Annotated in this window: 17 protein-coding genes; 8 read left to right on the top strand and 9 right to left on the bottom strand. The window is 53.3% G+C overall.

The window, feature by feature from the left end:
* The first annotated feature begins 127 nt into the window (after nt 1–127).
* The 3 genes from ttcA (at nt 128) to Q4A85_RS04340 (ending at nt 1,531) form a co-directional block, all read left to right on the top strand.
* Nucleotides 128–1,081 carry a tRNA 2-thiocytidine(32) synthetase TtcA gene (ttcA, locus tag Q4A85_RS04350; protein WP_303107948.1) on the top strand — a complete coding sequence of 318 codons (954 nt, stop codon included), beginning with the start codon at nt 128–130 and terminating at the stop codon, nt 1,079–1,081.
* Nucleotides 1,082–1,183: 102 nt separating this feature from the next.
* Nucleotides 1,184–1,321 carry a hypothetical protein gene (locus Q4A85_RS04345; RefSeq protein ID WP_303107946.1) on the top strand — a complete coding sequence of 46 codons (138 nt, stop codon included), beginning with the start codon at nt 1,184–1,186 and terminating at the stop codon, nt 1,319–1,321.
* Complete coding sequence (locus Q4A85_RS04340) at nt 1,322–1,531, top strand: hypothetical protein (protein ID WP_303107945.1); 210 nt, start codon at nt 1,322–1,324, stop codon at nt 1,529–1,531.
* A gap of 258 nt (nt 1,532–1,789) precedes the next feature.
* Here the strand turns inward: Q4A85_RS04340 and Q4A85_RS04335 are convergent, their stop codons facing one another.
* Complete coding sequence (locus tag Q4A85_RS04335) at nt 1,790–2,011, bottom strand: hypothetical protein (RefSeq protein WP_303107943.1); 222 nt, start codon at nt 2,009–2,011, stop codon at nt 1,790–1,792.
* Nucleotides 2,012–2,136: 125 nt separating this feature from the next.
* Here Q4A85_RS04335 and ychF point away from each other — a divergent pair, with 125 nt between their 5' ends.
* The 4 genes from ychF to Q4A85_RS04315 all read left to right on the top strand — a co-directional run bounded on the left by ychF (nt 2,137) and on the right by Q4A85_RS04315 (nt 5,772).
* Nucleotides 2,137–3,228, top strand: coding sequence for a redox-regulated ATPase YchF (ychF, locus tag Q4A85_RS04330; RefSeq protein WP_303107941.1), 1,092 nt, complete (start codon nt 2,137–2,139; stop codon nt 3,226–3,228).
* Nucleotides 3,229–3,333: 105 nt separating this feature from the next.
* Nucleotides 3,334–4,581, top strand: a complete 1,248-nt coding sequence (locus Q4A85_RS04325; protein ID WP_303107940.1) for a sugar MFS transporter — start codon at nt 3,334–3,336, stop codon at nt 4,579–4,581.
* Nucleotides 4,582–4,630: 49 nt separating this feature from the next.
* Complete coding sequence (locus Q4A85_RS04320) at nt 4,631–4,852, top strand: hypothetical protein (RefSeq protein ID WP_303107938.1); 222 nt, start codon at nt 4,631–4,633, stop codon at nt 4,850–4,852.
* A 35-nt stretch (nt 4,853–4,887) separates the two neighbouring features.
* The gene (locus Q4A85_RS04315) at nt 4,888–5,772 is read left to right on the top strand and encodes a carbohydrate kinase family protein (protein WP_303107937.1); all 885 of its coding nucleotides are present in this window, start codon (nt 4,888–4,890) and stop codon (nt 5,770–5,772) included.
* Here the strand turns inward: Q4A85_RS04315 and Q4A85_RS04310 are convergent.
* The 4 genes from Q4A85_RS04310 to Q4A85_RS04295 all read right to left on the bottom strand — a co-directional run bounded on the left by Q4A85_RS04310 (nt 5,671) and on the right by Q4A85_RS04295 (nt 8,550).
* Nucleotides 5,671–5,970: a hypothetical protein gene (locus tag Q4A85_RS04310; protein ID WP_303107936.1), complete on the bottom strand. Its 300-nt coding sequence runs from the start codon at nt 5,968–5,970 to the stop codon at nt 5,671–5,673. The genes Q4A85_RS04315 and Q4A85_RS04310 overlap by 102 nt on opposite strands.
* Before the next feature lies 1 nt (nt 5,971).
* Nucleotides 5,972–7,075 carry a DNA polymerase IV gene (gene dinB / locus Q4A85_RS04305; RefSeq protein ID WP_303107935.1) on the bottom strand — a complete coding sequence of 368 codons (1,104 nt, stop codon included), beginning with the start codon at nt 7,073–7,075 and terminating at the stop codon, nt 5,972–5,974.
* Nucleotides 7,076–7,391: 316 nt separating this feature from the next.
* The gene (locus tag Q4A85_RS04300) at nt 7,392–7,901 is read right to left on the bottom strand and encodes a peptidylprolyl isomerase (RefSeq protein ID WP_303107933.1); all 510 of its coding nucleotides are present in this window, start codon (nt 7,899–7,901) and stop codon (nt 7,392–7,394) included.
* An 82-nt stretch (nt 7,902–7,983) separates the two neighbouring features.
* Nucleotides 7,984–8,550, bottom strand: a complete 567-nt coding sequence (locus Q4A85_RS04295) for a peptidylprolyl isomerase (protein WP_303107932.1) — start codon at nt 8,548–8,550, stop codon at nt 7,984–7,986.
* 269 nt (nt 8,551–8,819) lie between these two features.
* Between Q4A85_RS04295 and Q4A85_RS04290 the strand changes: the two genes are divergently transcribed.
* Nucleotides 8,820–10,154, top strand: a complete 1,335-nt coding sequence (locus Q4A85_RS04290; RefSeq protein ID WP_303107931.1) for an MFS transporter — start codon at nt 8,820–8,822, stop codon at nt 10,152–10,154.
* A gap of 78 nt (nt 10,155–10,232) precedes the next feature.
* Here the strand turns inward: Q4A85_RS04290 and rlmB are convergent, their stop codons facing one another.
* The 4 genes from rlmB to Q4A85_RS04270 form a co-directional block, all read right to left on the bottom strand.
* Entirely contained in the window at nt 10,233–10,985 is a 753-nt protein-coding gene (gene rlmB / locus Q4A85_RS04285; RefSeq protein ID WP_303107929.1) for a 23S rRNA (guanosine(2251)-2'-O)-methyltransferase RlmB, read from the bottom strand.
* 290 nt (nt 10,986–11,275) lie between these two features.
* Nucleotides 11,276–12,667, bottom strand: coding sequence for a Na+/H+ antiporter NhaC (gene nhaC, locus Q4A85_RS04280; RefSeq protein ID WP_303107927.1), 1,392 nt, complete (start codon nt 12,665–12,667; stop codon nt 11,276–11,278).
* 6 nt (nt 12,668–12,673) lie between these two features.
* Complete coding sequence (locus Q4A85_RS04275; RefSeq protein WP_303107925.1) at nt 12,674–13,339, bottom strand: 2'-5' RNA ligase family protein; 666 nt, start codon at nt 13,337–13,339, stop codon at nt 12,674–12,676.
* A gap of 63 nt (nt 13,340–13,402) precedes the next feature.
* The gene (locus Q4A85_RS04270) at nt 13,403–14,593 is read right to left on the bottom strand and encodes an amino acid aminotransferase (RefSeq protein ID WP_303108007.1); all 1,191 of its coding nucleotides are present in this window, start codon (nt 14,591–14,593) and stop codon (nt 13,403–13,405) included.
* Between the last annotated feature and the right edge of the window lie 435 nt (nt 14,594–15,028).

Here is a 15,028-nt window from a genome sequence, read left to right as displayed (position 1 = left end):
TTACAAACATGGGCAATTTTAACACCGCAAGCGGTTTTCAGGCTGCCTAAACCGCTGGGAAATATGGGTAAGGCAGTCTGAAAACGCTATAATTGCGCCTTTTCATTTTCTTGCGGAACAACCAACCATGTCTAAAAAACCCAAACACGAATTAGAAAACAACAAACTGCAAAAACGCCTGCGCCACGCTGTGGGCGATGCGATTAACGATTTCAACATGATTGAAAACGGCGACAAAATCATGGTTTGCCTATCGGGCGGCAAGGATAGCTACGCGCTGTTGGACATCCTGCGCCAACTGCAAGCATCCGCGCCGATTGAGTTTGAGCTGGTTGCCGTAAACCTAGACCAAAAGCAACCGGGGTTCCCCGAACACGTTTTGCCCGAATACCTGAGCAGCATTGGCGTGCCGTTTAAAATTGTGGAAGAAGACACCTATTCCACCGTGAAGCGCGTGTTGGACGAAGGCAAAACCACCTGCTCGCTGTGCAGCCGCTTGCGGCGCGGCATTTTGTATCGCACCGCCAAAGAGCTGGACTGCACCAAAATCGCGCTCGGGCATCACCGCGACGACATCATCGCCACGCTGTTTTTAAATATGTTTTACGGTGGCAAACTCAAAGCCATGCCGCCGAAGCTGGTTTCCGACAACGGCGAACACATCGTTATCCGCCCGCTGGCGTATGTGAAAGAAAAAGATTTGATTAAATATGCCGAGCTAAAACAGTTCCCCATCATCCCCTGCAACCTATGCGGCTCGCAGCCCAATTTGCAACGGCAAGTCATCGGCGATATGTTGAAAGACTGGGACAAACGCTTCCCCGGCCGCATTGAAAGTATGTTTTCCGCACTGCAAAACGTGGTGCCATCGCATTTGGCAGACACAGAATTGTTTGACTTCGCAGGCTTGGCGCGCGGGCAAAAGCTGAAACACGGCGGCGATTTGGCGTTTGACAGCGAAACCGTGTCGTTTACCGCGCCTCGCGATGAAGACGATGAGCAGCCTGAAAAACCTGCGCGCAAGGTGATTAACATTTTGGGTAATAAGCCGAAGGCTGGGTGTGGGATTCAGGTGGAGTAATCGCTATGCAAAAGGCAGCCTGAAAACGCTGTTTAACGCAGCGTAAACGTGTTCACAAACGCACGCCAATCCCAATTTTTTAATTCAAACTGAAAGCGCAACATGGAAATTGAAGCCCCTGTTATTTTCAATTTATCGCAAGTGCGCGAGTTGGAATCAACCGCCTATATTGAAATCGCCAAAGGTTACGGCACAAATTTTTGGAATGTTGACTCGCTGTATTTTTCTGAATGCGATTAGTTGGATTATTTTGATGGTTTAGTGCACGATTGCGTGCCCGATTATGATTTGTTTGATTTTATTGACGTTGCGCCACATTTGGTGCTGCGGCTTGCGGAACGCTTAGATGCCGCCGCAGCAAGCTCACCATTGGCTGCCGATATTTATCTCACCGTTGCAGCGTGGCTGCGGGAACATGGCAGCAACGGCGTAGCTCCTTTGGGCTTGTAATGTAAATGCAAACGGTGGTGTCCTAAAAAGTATGCTGCACCACCGTTCCCTCTCCCGCTGGCGGGGGAGGGTTAGGGTGGGGGTGGCTGTTTAATCTACCTACCACCCCATCCTAGCCTTCCCCCGCCAGCGGGGGAAGGAACAGATTGCAGAATTTTTGACCAATACGGCTTGTCATCAACCATAATCAAGCCAGCATACTTTTTAGGACACCACCATGCAAACAATAAGGCAGCCTGAAAACGTATTTCACCGTTTTCAGGCTGCCTTCATGTAAACATGATGACCCGCATCCCCTATCACCGCGTGTTCACGGAAAATCTGCCATTGCCCATTCTCTGTGCGGCACAACATCAGCGTGAACACAATTTTCTTCTCCCCTGCGCCCAAGTTCATTTGCCGCATGGCAACCACATAGCCCACGCCGTTTTGCTTGGTGGCGTAATTGAATTGTGCGAATGCTGCGCCATTTGGTAACAAACCCTTGCCGCTCCATTTTGAATTTCAGGCTGCATCAGGGCTTTTGCCAAGGTTTCAGGCTGCCTTTTATGCTAAAATCGCGCGTTTTCATTTCTCCCAAAAATCATTTATTTAAGGACAAACTCATGAGCTTAAAATGCGGCATCGTTGGCTTGCCCAATGTCGGCAAATCCACGCTATTTAACGCGCTCACGCAATCGGGCATTGAAGCGGCAAACTATCCATTCTGCACCATTGAGCCCAATGTGGGCATTGTGGAAGTGCCCGACCCGCGCATGGCGGAGCTGGCAAAAATCGTTAATCCGCAGCGTATGCAGCCTGCGATTGTGGAGTTTGTGGATATCGCGGGCTTGGTGGCAGGCGCGAGCAAAGGCGAAGGCTTGGGCAACCAGTTTCTTGCCAATATCCGCGAAACCGATGCCATTGTGAACGTGGTGCGCTGTTTTGATGACGACAACATTGTGCACGTGGCGGGCAAGGTAGACCCGATTGCCGACATTGAAACCATTGGCACAGAGCTTGCCTTGGCGGATTTGGCCAGCGTGGAAAAAGCGATGCTGCGCGAAGGCAAAAAAGCCAAATCGGGCGACAAAGACGCGCAAAAATTGGTTGCGCTGTGCGAAAAACTGCTGCCGCATCTGAACGAAGGCAAACCCGTGCGCTCGCTGGGTTTGGACGCGGAAAGCCTTGCCCTGCTCAAACCCTTGTTTTTATTGACCGCCAAGCCTGCGATGTATGTGGGCAACGTGGCGGAAGATGGCTTTGAAAACAACCCGCATTTGGACAGATTGCGCGAACTCGCCGCCAAAGAAAACGCGCCTGTGGTTGCCGTGTGCGCCGCGTTGGAAAGCGAAATCGCCGAGTTGGCAGACGATGAAAAAGCCGAATTTCTCGCCGAAATGGGCATGGAAGAAGCGGGCTTAAACCGCTTAATCCGCGCGGGCTACGATTTGCTCGGCTTGCAAACCTATTTCACCGCAGGCGTAAAAGAAGTACGCGCGTGGACGATTCACAAGGGCGGCACCGCGCCGCAAGCCGCTGGCGTGATTCACACCGATTTTGAACGCGGCTTTATCCGCGCCCAAGTGATTGCCTACAACGACTTTATCGCGCTGGGCGGCGAAGCCAAAGCCAAAGAAGCGGGCAAAATGCGCGCCGAAGGCAAGGAATACATCGTGCAAGATGGCGATGTGATTCATTTTTTGTTTAACGTGTAACCGTTAGGCAGCATGAAACCGTATTACCCGTTTTCAGGCTGCCTCAAATTATTATAAGAGTGGACACAATCCACACCCCTCAATCCCTTTTGAAAAGGACTTCCCATGAACGCTTCTCCCCAATCCGCCAGCCCATCCAGCGGTGGCAACAATCTTGCACTATCGGTTGTGGGCGCGCTGTTTTTTATGCTGGGCTTCATCACTTGCTTAAACGACATCTTAATCCCGCATCTGAAAGCCATCTTCAACCTAAACTACACCCAAGCCATGCTGGTGCAGTTTTGCTTTTTCACCGCCTATGCCGTGATGTCCATCCCCATGAGTAAACTGGTGGAAACGATGGGCTATAAAGCGGGCATCATCGGCGGTTTTTTGATTGCCGCGCTGGGCTGCATTTTGTTCTATCCCGCTGCGGCAAGCGCGTCTTATCCCGTTTTCTTGGGCGCGTTGTTTATTTTGGCTTCGGGCATTGTGCTGCTGCAAGTGGCGGGCAATCCGTATGTAACGCTGCTTGCGCCCAAGGGCAAAGAATCGGTGATGCTCACGCTGATTCAAGCGTTTAACTCGCTGGCCACCACCATCGCGCCGCCCATTGGCGCAGCATTGATTTTTGTGGATGCCACCGCCAGCCAAGCGCAGCGCATTGCATCGGTGCAAATGCCTTATTTGGGGCTGGCAGGCTTTATGATTTTGCTTTCGGTGTTGATTGGCTTGATTAAATTGCCCGATGCCCGCCAAATCGCCGCCGAGCAAAGCGAAGCCAGCCACGATGGCAAAAGCAGCGTGTGGCAATACAAACACATGGTGTTGGGCACGCTGGCGATTTTCTGCTATGTGGGCGCGGAAGTGGCGATTGGCTCACTGATGGTGAATGCGCTGGAACACACCGCAGGGCTGAAACACGAAACCGCCGCAGGCTATTTGTCTATTTATTGGGGCGGCGCGATGGTGGGACGCTTTGTTGGCGCGGGCTTGATGAACAAAATCGCCCCCAATAAATACCTTGCGTTCAACGCTTCTATGGCATTTGGCTTGCTGTGCATTGCGATTGCCGCAGGCGGCGGGGTCATCACGCAATGGTCGCTGCTGCTGATTGGCTTTTTCAACTCCATCATGTTCCCCACCATTTTCTCGTTGAGCACCAAAGGCTTGGGCAAATTTACAGGCGCGGCTTCGGGCATTATTTCCACCGCCATCGTGGGCGGCGCGATTGTACCCGTGTTGCAAGGCTGGGTGATTGACCATGCGGGCTTGATGATTTCGTATGTTATCCCCGCCATTTGCTATTACTACATCGGACACTTCGCCCTGAAAGGCTACAAAGTGGACGAGCAAGCGCAACCATCGGCGTAATGTACAAACTGCGTTTCTTGAACGAGAAGCGCAGTTTTGCGTTTGGGCGATGCTGAAATCGGTTTTCAGGCTGCCTGATGGCAATCAACATAGGCAGCCTGAAAAGCATAGGCAGCCTGAAACGCTATTTAGCATCGCTAAACCCAAAGCCACCCTGCCCTACCTTTTTCAGGCTGCCACAACAGCTATTGCCCAAAAAATAAGCAATTTAAAAATCCCCCCATTTTTCAACCCTCTGCCCCACTTATCCACAAGCTATAAACACATTTAGCCAAACAAAAAGTGGGTTACACCCAAGGAAACACCATGTTCAAAATCACCGCATTCGGCGAAGCCCTATGGGACAACCTACCCACAGGCAAAGTGCTGGGCGGCGCGCCCATCAACCTACTCGCCCACCTTGCCACGCTGGGCGCAGATTGCAGCGTCATCAGCCGCTGCGGCAGCGATGATGACGGCACCGCCCTGCGCCAAGCCATCCAGCGCAAACGCATCGCCACCGATTTGCTCCAAACCGACCCCCAACTCGCCACCAGCCAAGTGTTGGTGCAACTGGATGGCGAAGGCTGCGCCCATTACGACATCGTTTATCCCTGCGCGTGGGACAAAATCCAAGCCAGCGAATCCGCGCAAGCGCGCGTGGCGCAGTCAGACGCATTCATCTTCGGCAGCCTAGCCCTGCGCGATGCCGCTTCACGCCAAGCCCTTGCCCAACTGCTGCCGCACGCCGCGTTCAAAATTTTTGACGTAAACCTGCGCCCGCCGCACTACCAACTTGCCACCCTGCGCGACATGATGCAGCAAGCCGATTTCATCAAATTCAACGACGACGAGCTATACGAAATCGCCGCCGCGCTCGGCTCGCCCTACCGCAGCATAGAACAAAACATCCGCTTCATCGCCGAGCGCACGCACACGCGCCAAATCTGCGTAACGCTGGGCAAACACGGCGCGTTGTATTACCACGATGGCGAGCTGTTTGCCCACCACGGCTACCGCGTAACCGTTGCCGACACCGTGGGCGCGGGCGACAGCTTTTTGGCGGGCTTTATCCACCAATTTTTGCACGGCAAACCGCCGCAAGACATTCTAGCTTTCGCCTGCGCACTCGGCTCGCTGGTCGCCGCACAACACGGCGCAACGCCCGAGATTGCGTTGGCAGAGATTGAAGCGATGATGCAGCCGCGCTAATGGCAAAGGAAAAGGCAGCCTGAAAACCAATTTTGTGTTTTCAGGCTGCCTAATCATTCGCCCGCCGTTGCCGTAAAGGCAGCCTGAAACCTTTGCAAAACCTGTAACCGATGGAGCGTCGGCGGCTCGCCGACATTTTGGAAAATCAATAATGCAATGTTTAATAAGCCATTTGGCGACGAGCCGTCGCCACTCCATTTTAGGTTTCAGGCTGTTGTTGGGGGGTTGCAAAGGTTTCAGCCTGAAACGCCAATTCGGGCAATTCAGGCTGCTGATTTTCGTCTTGCAGATGGCTGATGCCGATGCCAATCAGGCGATATTCGTGTTCGCGGGGCATACGCTGGGCAAGCTGTTGGGCAGCCTGAATTAACGTAGCTGCGCTGGGCAGCGCGGACGAATAGGTTTGCGAACGGGTGAGCGTGCGAAAATCGCTGGTTTTGAGTTTGAGCGTGAGCGTTTGCCCGATGGTGTGGCGGCGTTGCATTTGTTGAGCCAAATCTTGGGCTAAATCGGGGATGTGGCGGACGATTTGATGCAGCGGCAAATCATCGGGCAGCGTGATTTCGGTGGAAATTTGCACGCGCTCGCGCTCGGGTTCAACGGGGCGATTATCCACACCACGCGCCAGCTCGTGCAGGCGATAGCCCCATCTGCCAAACAAGTTCAGCAGCATCCCCAGCGGCAGGCGCTGCAAATCGCCCACCGTTTGCCAGCCTTGTGCGTTGAGCTTGGCAAGCGTTTTTTTGCCCACGCCCGATATTTTGCCCAGCGGCAGGGTTTGCAAAAATGCGTCCACTTTTTGCGGCGCAATCACAAATTGCCCATCGGGCTTGCGCCAATCGGACGCGATTTTGGCGAGAAACTTGTTGGGCGCAATGCCTGCGGAAGCGGTTAGCCCCGTTTGGCGGCGGATTTCGGCGCGGATGGCAAGCGCGATGTCGCGGGCGTAGGCGATGTTTTGCTTGTTTTGGGTTACGTCCAAATAGGCTTCGTCCAGCGCGAGCGGCTCGATGATGTCGGTATGCAGCCTGAAAATCTGATGAATTTGCTGGGAGACTTGGCGATAAAGCGCGAACTGCGGCGGGATAAAAATGGCGTGCGGGCAAAGCCGTTTCGCTGTCGCCACCGCCATTGCCGAGCGCAAGCCGTATTTGCGGGCTTCGTAGGACGCGGCGCAAATCACCGAGCGCGCGCCATCCCAAGCCACCACCACGGGCTTGCCGCGCAGCTGGGGTTGTTCGCGCAGTTCTACCGATGCGTAGAATGCGTCCATGTCTATGTGGATGATTTTGCGTGGGGTCATGGTGGGCATGGCGTGCAAAAGGCAGCCTGAAAATGGGATTTAGGTTTTCAGGCTGCCTATCGTTAAATGTATTATCTTGGTGGTTCTGCGATAGAGCATTCTTCTTTTATCGTTAATTTCTGATTGCTGGATTGCCCAAAACCATTGGCTAATATTCTAATAAGCAATCAGTTACCCATCCTATATATGGGTTAAAGGCAGCCTGAAAAGCAAGAAATGTCGTCATCTCCGCCTACGCAAGAACAACGGGAAATGGACTATTTTTATTGCATTGCAAAGGTTTCAGGCTGCCTTTACCCGCCGCAATCAGCCGCGTTTAAACCATCTCCGCTTTCTCAATCACCACCGCTTCCACAGGCACATCGTCGTGATAGCCCTTGCGCGTGGTCGCCACTTTTTCAATCGCATCCACCACATCTTGCCCATCCACCACCTTGCCAAACACGGCGTAGCCCCATTCTTGCACCACGTTGCGCCCGTGCAGCTCTTTGGCGCGGTGGTTCAAGAAATGGTTGTCTTTGGTGTTGATGAAAAATTGCGCGCTGGCGGAATGCGGCTCGGAAGTGCGCGCCATAGCGATGGTGTATTTGTCGTTAGGCAAGCCGTTGTGCGCTTCGTTTTCAATGGCGGCGCGGGTGGCTTTTTCGTTCATGTCTGCCGTCATGCCGCCGCCTTGAATCATAAAGCCGTTAATCACGCGGTGGAAAATCACGCCGTTGTAAAAGCCGTCTTTCACATATTGCTCAAAGTTGGCGGCGGTGATGGGGGCTTTTTCGTGGTTCAGCTCAATGCTAATCACGCCAAGGTTGGTGTGCAGTTTAATCATGGTGTTTGTCCTTTATATTAGGGTGGAAGATAGGCAGCCTGAAAATGTGCTTTACCAAGTTTCAGGCTGCCTTGGGTTGGGGTTATTTAACAATACGAACCTTTTTGATTTCAATCGTTTGCACAGGCACATCGCCCTGCCCCATTTTAAAGCTGGTGCGCGTTTTGGCGATTTTGTTGACCACATCCATGCCCTTGCTCACCTTGCCAAACACGGCATAGCCGTAGCCTGCTGTGGTGGGTGCGGTGTAGTCCAATGGCGCGTTGTTGGCAACGTTGATAAAAAACTGGCTGGTGGCGGAATGCGGGTCGCTGGTGCGTGCCATGGCAATCGTGCCAACGGTGTTTTTTAAGCCGTTTGCTGCTTCGTTGGCGATGGGCGCATCGGTGGATTTTTTCAACAAATCGGGCGTGAAGCCGCCGCCCTGAATCATAAAGCCGTCTATCACGCGGTGGAAAATCGTGCCGTTGTAGAAGCCTTTGTTGGCGTAGTTCACAAAATTAGCCACGGTTTTCGGGGCTTTTTGCTCGTCTAGGCTCAATTCAATGTTGCCCAGATTGGTTTCAATCACGGCGCGGGTTTCGGCTTGGGCGGCGAAACTGGCTGCGCCCATCAGCGCGGATAACAAGATTTTGGAAGCGATGTTCACGGGATTTCCTTGTATGGATAAAAGAACGCGCATTTTATGTGAGATGCAAAGCGTGGACAATTTCTAATTTTACATTCCGCCAAAATCTTGAACAAAAATGGCGAGATTTAGCAAATATTTACAACTAGACGATTTTTGTAAACTCCGCTATATTCGCGCCTTCGGTTGGTAACAGCAAGGCGTGGTGCACTCCCAGCCAGCCTTAACCGAAGATACGCTTCTCAAAAGGAATCGCTGCTGCCTGAAAATTATTATCTAAGGATAAAAAAATGACTGCTACACATACGCAGGCGCAGTTGCGCAATAACCCCTATAAAGTTGCCATCGCTTCCATGATTGGCACGGCAATTGAATTTTACGATTACTACATCTACGCGGCGGCCGCCGTGCTGGTGTTCAACACCCAATTTTTTGACAAGTCCGACCACAACGTCGCCATTCTGCTGTCGCTTTCCACTTTGGCATTGGCGTTTTTCGCCCGCCCGATTGGTTCGGCGTTGTTTGGGCACTTCGGCGACAAAATCGGACGTAAAAAAACGCTGGTCGCTTCGCTGCTCACCATGGGTTTGTCTACCGTGTGCATCGGTTTGCTGCCCACTTATGACCAAATCGGCTTTTGGGCGCCGCTTTTATTGTGTGTCTGCCGCATCGGGCAAGGTTTGGGCTTGGGCGGCGAATGGGGCGGCGCGGCGTTGGTTGCCACCGAAAACGCGCCCGAAGGCAAACGCGCGTGGTTCGGCACGTTCCCGCAGCTGGGCGCGCCGATTGGCCTGTTTATGGCAAACGGCACGTTCTTCACCATCAGCGTGCTGGTGGGGCATGACGAATTGGTGCAATGGGGCTGGCGCATTCCGTTTGTGTTGTCGTTTATGCTGGTGATTGTGGGCTTGTGGATGCGGATGACCCTGCATGAAAGCCATGTTTACCGCGAAGCGGAAGCCAAAGGCAAAACGCAAAACGCGCCGGTGAAAGAAGTGATTACCAAACACTGGAAACCGATTTTGCAAGGCACGTTCATTATGACGGCGACTTATGTGTTGTTTTATGTGATGACGGCGTTTGTGCAGGTGTATTCCAAAACCAAAGTGGGCGTTTCCGAATGGGGGCATCCAACAGGTTTGGGCATTCCTGCCAACACGTTCACGGGCTTTTTGCTGATTGCGGCGGTGATATTTGGCATTTCCATCAGCCTATCGGGCATCCATGCCGATAAGATTGGGCGTCGCCGTTATTTGCTGCTGGTTACCGCTGCGATTTTGGTGTTTGGCTTGTGCATGCCTCTGTTTTTGACCAACGGCACGCCGATGTCGGTGCTGGCATTCTTGCTGATTGGCATGGTGTTGATGGGCATGACGTTTGGTCCGATGGCGGCGCTGCTGCCTGAGTTGTTCCCCACCGAAGTGCGCTATTCAGGCGCGTCGCTGGCGTATAACTTGGCGGCGATTGTGGGCGCATCCATTGCTACGATGGTGGCGATTGAGCTGAACCTGCGCTTCGGTATCTTTGGCGTGGGCGCGTATTTGGCGGTGAACTGCGTGATGACGCTGATTGCGCTGTGGACAACGCACGAAACGAAAGATGTGGATTTGACGCAAACGCAATAACCGCAGCCATAAAAGGCAGCCTGAAAACGATAATGCTCGTTTTCAGGCTGCCTTTTTATATTTGCAATGTTTGCGCGACTACGCCGTTTCGCCGCGCAACACGCGCTGCCGCCGCGTTTCCGCCATCACCATGCCGGCGGACACGGAAATATTCATGCTTTCCACCGTGCCGAACATTGGGATGGACACCAGCGCGTCGCAATGCTCGCGCGTGAGCCGCCGCATGCCGCCGCCTTCGTTGCCCATCACCCACGCCACGTTTTCGGGGATGGCGTAGTGGAACAAATCCGCTTCGCCACCCATATCCGTGCCCACCACCCAAATGCCGTATTCTTTTAGCTCGCGCAGGGTGCGCGCTAGGTTGGTTACGGTGATATAGGGCACGGTTTCCGCCGCGCCGCAAGCGACTTTGCTCACGGTGGCGTTCAGCCCCGCGCTTTTGTCTTTGGGCGCAATCACGGCGTGCACGCCCATGGCATCGGCGGTGCGCAGGCACGCGCCTAGGTTGTGCGGGTCGGTGATGCCGTCTAACACCAGCAGGAATGCGGGTTCGCGTAGGTTTTCCAGCACGTCTTCCAAGTGGACATGATTTTTGGATGCGTCAATAAAGCCGACCACGCCTTGATGGCGCGCGCCTTTGGCGATGATGTTCAGGCGGTTCATGTCGGCAAAATGCACGCGCACGCGCTCGGCGGATGCTTTTTCCAGCACTTCGCGCGTGCGCGTGTCGTTTTTGTTTTCTAAAACATAAAGCTCTACGATGGATTTGGGGTTTTGCCACAGGCGGGCGTTGATGGCGTGAAAGCCGTAAATCAGGCGTTGGTTGGACATGGGGGTTCCTTGTGGGATGGGGTTGCGGTTGGTTCGTTGGACTGGTTTTCAGGCTGCCTTGTCATAACTCCTATTAGGCCTGAAAAATTAAGAAAAGCCGTCATTCCCGCGCAGGCGGGAATCTTGTCAAACATTCATTCATAAATGTGTGCAAAAACAATCTATTGCGTGAATTTAACCAAGATTCCCGCCTGCGCGGGAATGACGGACGTTACTATTTCTTGTTGTGTTTTAGATTTTGCAAAGGTTTTCAGGCTGCCTTAGGATTAACCGATTAGGCAGCCTGAAACCTATTTCTGCTCCGTTTCCATCTTGCTCAACGTAACGCCCGTAAAGCCAAACAGCACGGTTAAAATCAAGCATAGGTAGCAGAAAAACGCATAGGGCAGATAGCTCAACACGCTCACACCCAGCACTTTGGCGATAAACACGCCGCACACGCTCCACGGCACCAGCGGGTTAATCACCGTGCCCGCGTCTTCCAGCGTGCGCGATAGGTTGCGCGGATGCAAGCCCAGCTTGGCGTACACAGGTTTAAACGTTTCGCCCGCCAGCAAAATAGACAAATACTGCTCGCCAATCAAAATATTCACGCCCACGCTGGTCATCGCCACGCAAAACGTTGCCCGTCCCGCGTTGGTGAGAAAGCGGCGCATCGCATCCAACAGCGCAGGCACAATGCCCAGCGCAAACAGCAAGCCGCCCAAGCTCAACGCCAGCATCACCACCGTTTGCGTGAAAAACATACTTTCCAAGCCGCCGCGCGACACCAGCTTGGCGATGCCTTCGCCCACATGTTCGGGCTTAAAGCCTGCAAACAGCCAGCCGCCCAGTTGCCCCGCCGATAGCGGCGTGTGAACAAACGTGATGGCGATGGAAACGGCGATGGTGGCGAGCATGGTTAAAATCGCGTCCACTTTAAACAACGCCAGCACCACCAATACGGCAAACGGCAACAGCGCGTAGCCATGCACCAAGCCGCTCGCTTGCAATTGACCGCTGAGCTTTTGCACCGAATTCAGGCTGCCTGAAACCACATCGGGCACCGCCCACACCAGCGCAGCGGCGGTGAGCAGCAAGGCGGGGATGGTGGTGTAGCTCATGTTTTTGATGTGTTCAAACAAATCCACGCCCACGGTGGACGCGGCGATGCCCGTGGTGTCCGACAGCGGCGACATTTTGTCGCCAAAAAATGCGCCCGAAACCACCGCGCCTGCGGTAATCGCAGGCACAGCGTGAAACGCTTCGCTCATGCCCATAAACGCCACGCCAATGGTGGCGCAAGTGGTCAAGCTGCTGCCGATGGAAATGCCGATGATGCCGCACAGCAAAAACGCGGAAAGATAAAAATATTCGGGCGAAATCAGCCCAAAGCCGTAATACATCAGCGTGGGAATCGCGCCGCTCATCATCATCGCGGCAACCAGCAGCCCGATGAAAAAAAACAGATAAATCGCGCCCATACCTTGTTCCACCGCCGCTGCCATGCGCTTAATCATGTCGCGCCATGTTGCGCCGCGCAGCAAGCCATACAGCATCAGCGCAACCAGAGCCAGCAAAATGGACAAATGCGGCACCCATTCAAACGAGATAATGGTGTAGCCCATGATGGCGATGGCGCACGCGGCAACGATAAAGGCTTCGGAAAGGGAAATATTGAGCAAAGATTGTTTGGATAGCATGATTTTTTACTTGAAAGGTTTGAAATATAAAACGTTTTTAGCTTGCCCCAACGCATCCACTTGGGCGATGCCAATGCCCACGGCTTGCGCGGTAAACGGCTGGAAGGTGTAGCTGGCTTCAAATTTGGCGACCCCATCGCTGAACTCGTTGGGCGTGAGCAGGGTAACGTGCGGATTAAATTGGGTAAACACATTGGGCGAGCCGTATCGCTCAAAGATTTTTACCTTTTCGGGATAGGCTTTCACCCAATCGGGCAGTTGCGCATTTTTGTCGCGCAGTTTCACCAGCTGCACGGTGATTTCATCGGCAAGCTGTTGCAACTCGGGCGATGGCTGGTTGTCCAGCATCAGCCATTTGCCTGCGGTGCTGTGTATCCCGTTGAACGAAATGTAAAATTTGCTTTGCTGGCGGGCAAATTGGCTGACGATTTTTTGGATTTCAGGCAGCCTTTTGCTGTCGTATTCGGTGAGATACAGCGTTAGGTGGACTTGATAGCCCTGCGCAAACAGCGACTTCACGCCTTGCTGGGCAAGGGCTTGCGAGATGTCGTTGACACGGCTTTCAGCGGCGTTATCCAGTTTCACAAACACGTTGTAGTTGGCGGTTTCGGCAAAGGTTGCGCTGGCGAAGAATAGCGCGGTTATGGCGATTAGGTGTTTTTTGTGGGGCATGATTGTTCCTTTATTGGGTTTAGGGTGGGATGGGGTTTTCTACCTTGCGCGTTGCGCTGCGGACTACCCTTTAAACACCGCCGCAAACGCATCCGCCACGGTGTTCACATTGCGGTCATTCAGGCCTGCGATGCACATCCGCCCGCTATCCAGCAGATAAATGGCAAATTCATCGCGCAGGCGGTGCACTTGCGCCATGCTCAAACCTGTGTAGCTAAACATCCCGCGCTGTTTCACAAAATAGCCAAAATCGCGCTCGGGCAGCCTGCTTTGCAGCACGTCATAAATGCGCTGGCGCATGGCGCGGATGCGGTCGCGCATTTCATAGACTTCGTTTTGCCATTGCGCGGCAAGTTGCGCGTCGCTTAAAACGTGATACGCGGTTAAGCCGCCTTGCGCGGGCGGGCTGGAATAAATGCGGCGCACGCCCAGTTGCAGCTGCCCCAGCACCAGCGCGGCTTCTTCGGCGTTGGGCGACACCACCATCAAGCCGCCCGCGCGTTGCCCATACAGCGACATATTTTTGGAAAACGAGCTGCTCACAAACACAGGCAGCCCCAAATCAGCAGCACGGCGGATGGCGTAGGCATCGCGGTCAAAATCGTCGCCAAAGCCTTGGTAGGCGATGTCCATAAACGGGATAAGCTGGCGCGCAGCGATGATGTGCAACACTTCATCCCATTGCGCGGGCGACAAATCCACGCCCGTGGGGTTGTGGCAGCAGGGATGCAGCAGCACGATGGTGTTTTCAGGCTGCCTATTTAGGCAGGCGCACATTTCGGCAAATTTCACGCCGATGGTGGCGGGGTCGTAATACGGATAGTGTTCTATGGCGATGCCTGCGGCGGTGAAAATGCCGCGATGGTTGTCCCAAGTGGGGTCGCTCATCAGCACTTTGCTGTCGCCAAACCAGTTGTGTAGCAAATCCGCGCCCAGCCGCAACGCGCCCGAGCCGCCCAGCGTTTGCACGGTGGTTACGCGGTTTTCGGCAATCACACGATGGTTCGCGCCAAACAATAATTTGGGCAACTCGGCGCGTAGCCCTGCGTGTCCTTCCATCGGCAAATAGGCTTTTGCGCCGATGCCTACGCGCTGTTCGGCGGTTTTCACGCTTTCAGGCTGCGTCATGTTGCCATCGTTGTCAAAATAGATGCCGATGGATAGGTTGATTTTGTGCGGACGCGGGTCGCGTTTAAAGGTTTCTACAAGGCTTAAAATGGGGTCGCCTGCGTAGGGCGTTAGGTGTTGGAACATGGGCGGGGCTTTCTGCGTGGTTTTTGTGGTTTGCTTGGTTTTAAGAAATGTAAGTATAAAAGATTTCAGGCTGCCTTTGAAACCGTTGTGCGGGCAAACAATCAGGCAGCCTGAAAATTTAGAACCTGTATTCACTATTTTCATAGGCAGATTTGATGGCATAAAAGCGCGGATACAAGGCAAAAAGCACAAGGTTGAACACCTTGCGAGCATTTTTAACGCAGTAGCCTCGTTTTTAGGGCATTAAAGATGTCTATGAAAATAGTGAATACAGGTTCTTAATAAGCGCGATGCTGTGGAATTTTATGCTTTAAGTGTTTGGATTGGCGCGATGGTGGGCAATTATTTTGTGTTTAACGGATGATGTTGGCAGAAAATGGCTTTGTATGGATGGTGGGGTTTATGGCTTGGGGATGGGGTTACATGACGTTTCAG

Source organism: Kingella sp. (in: b-proteobacteria), from assembly GCF_030527935.1.
Classification (GTDB): Bacteria; Pseudomonadota; Gammaproteobacteria; order Burkholderiales; family Neisseriaceae; genus Kingella_B.
Note: the sequence above shows the minus strand (reverse complement) of the source record. Positions and strands in the feature narration are given on the sequence as shown.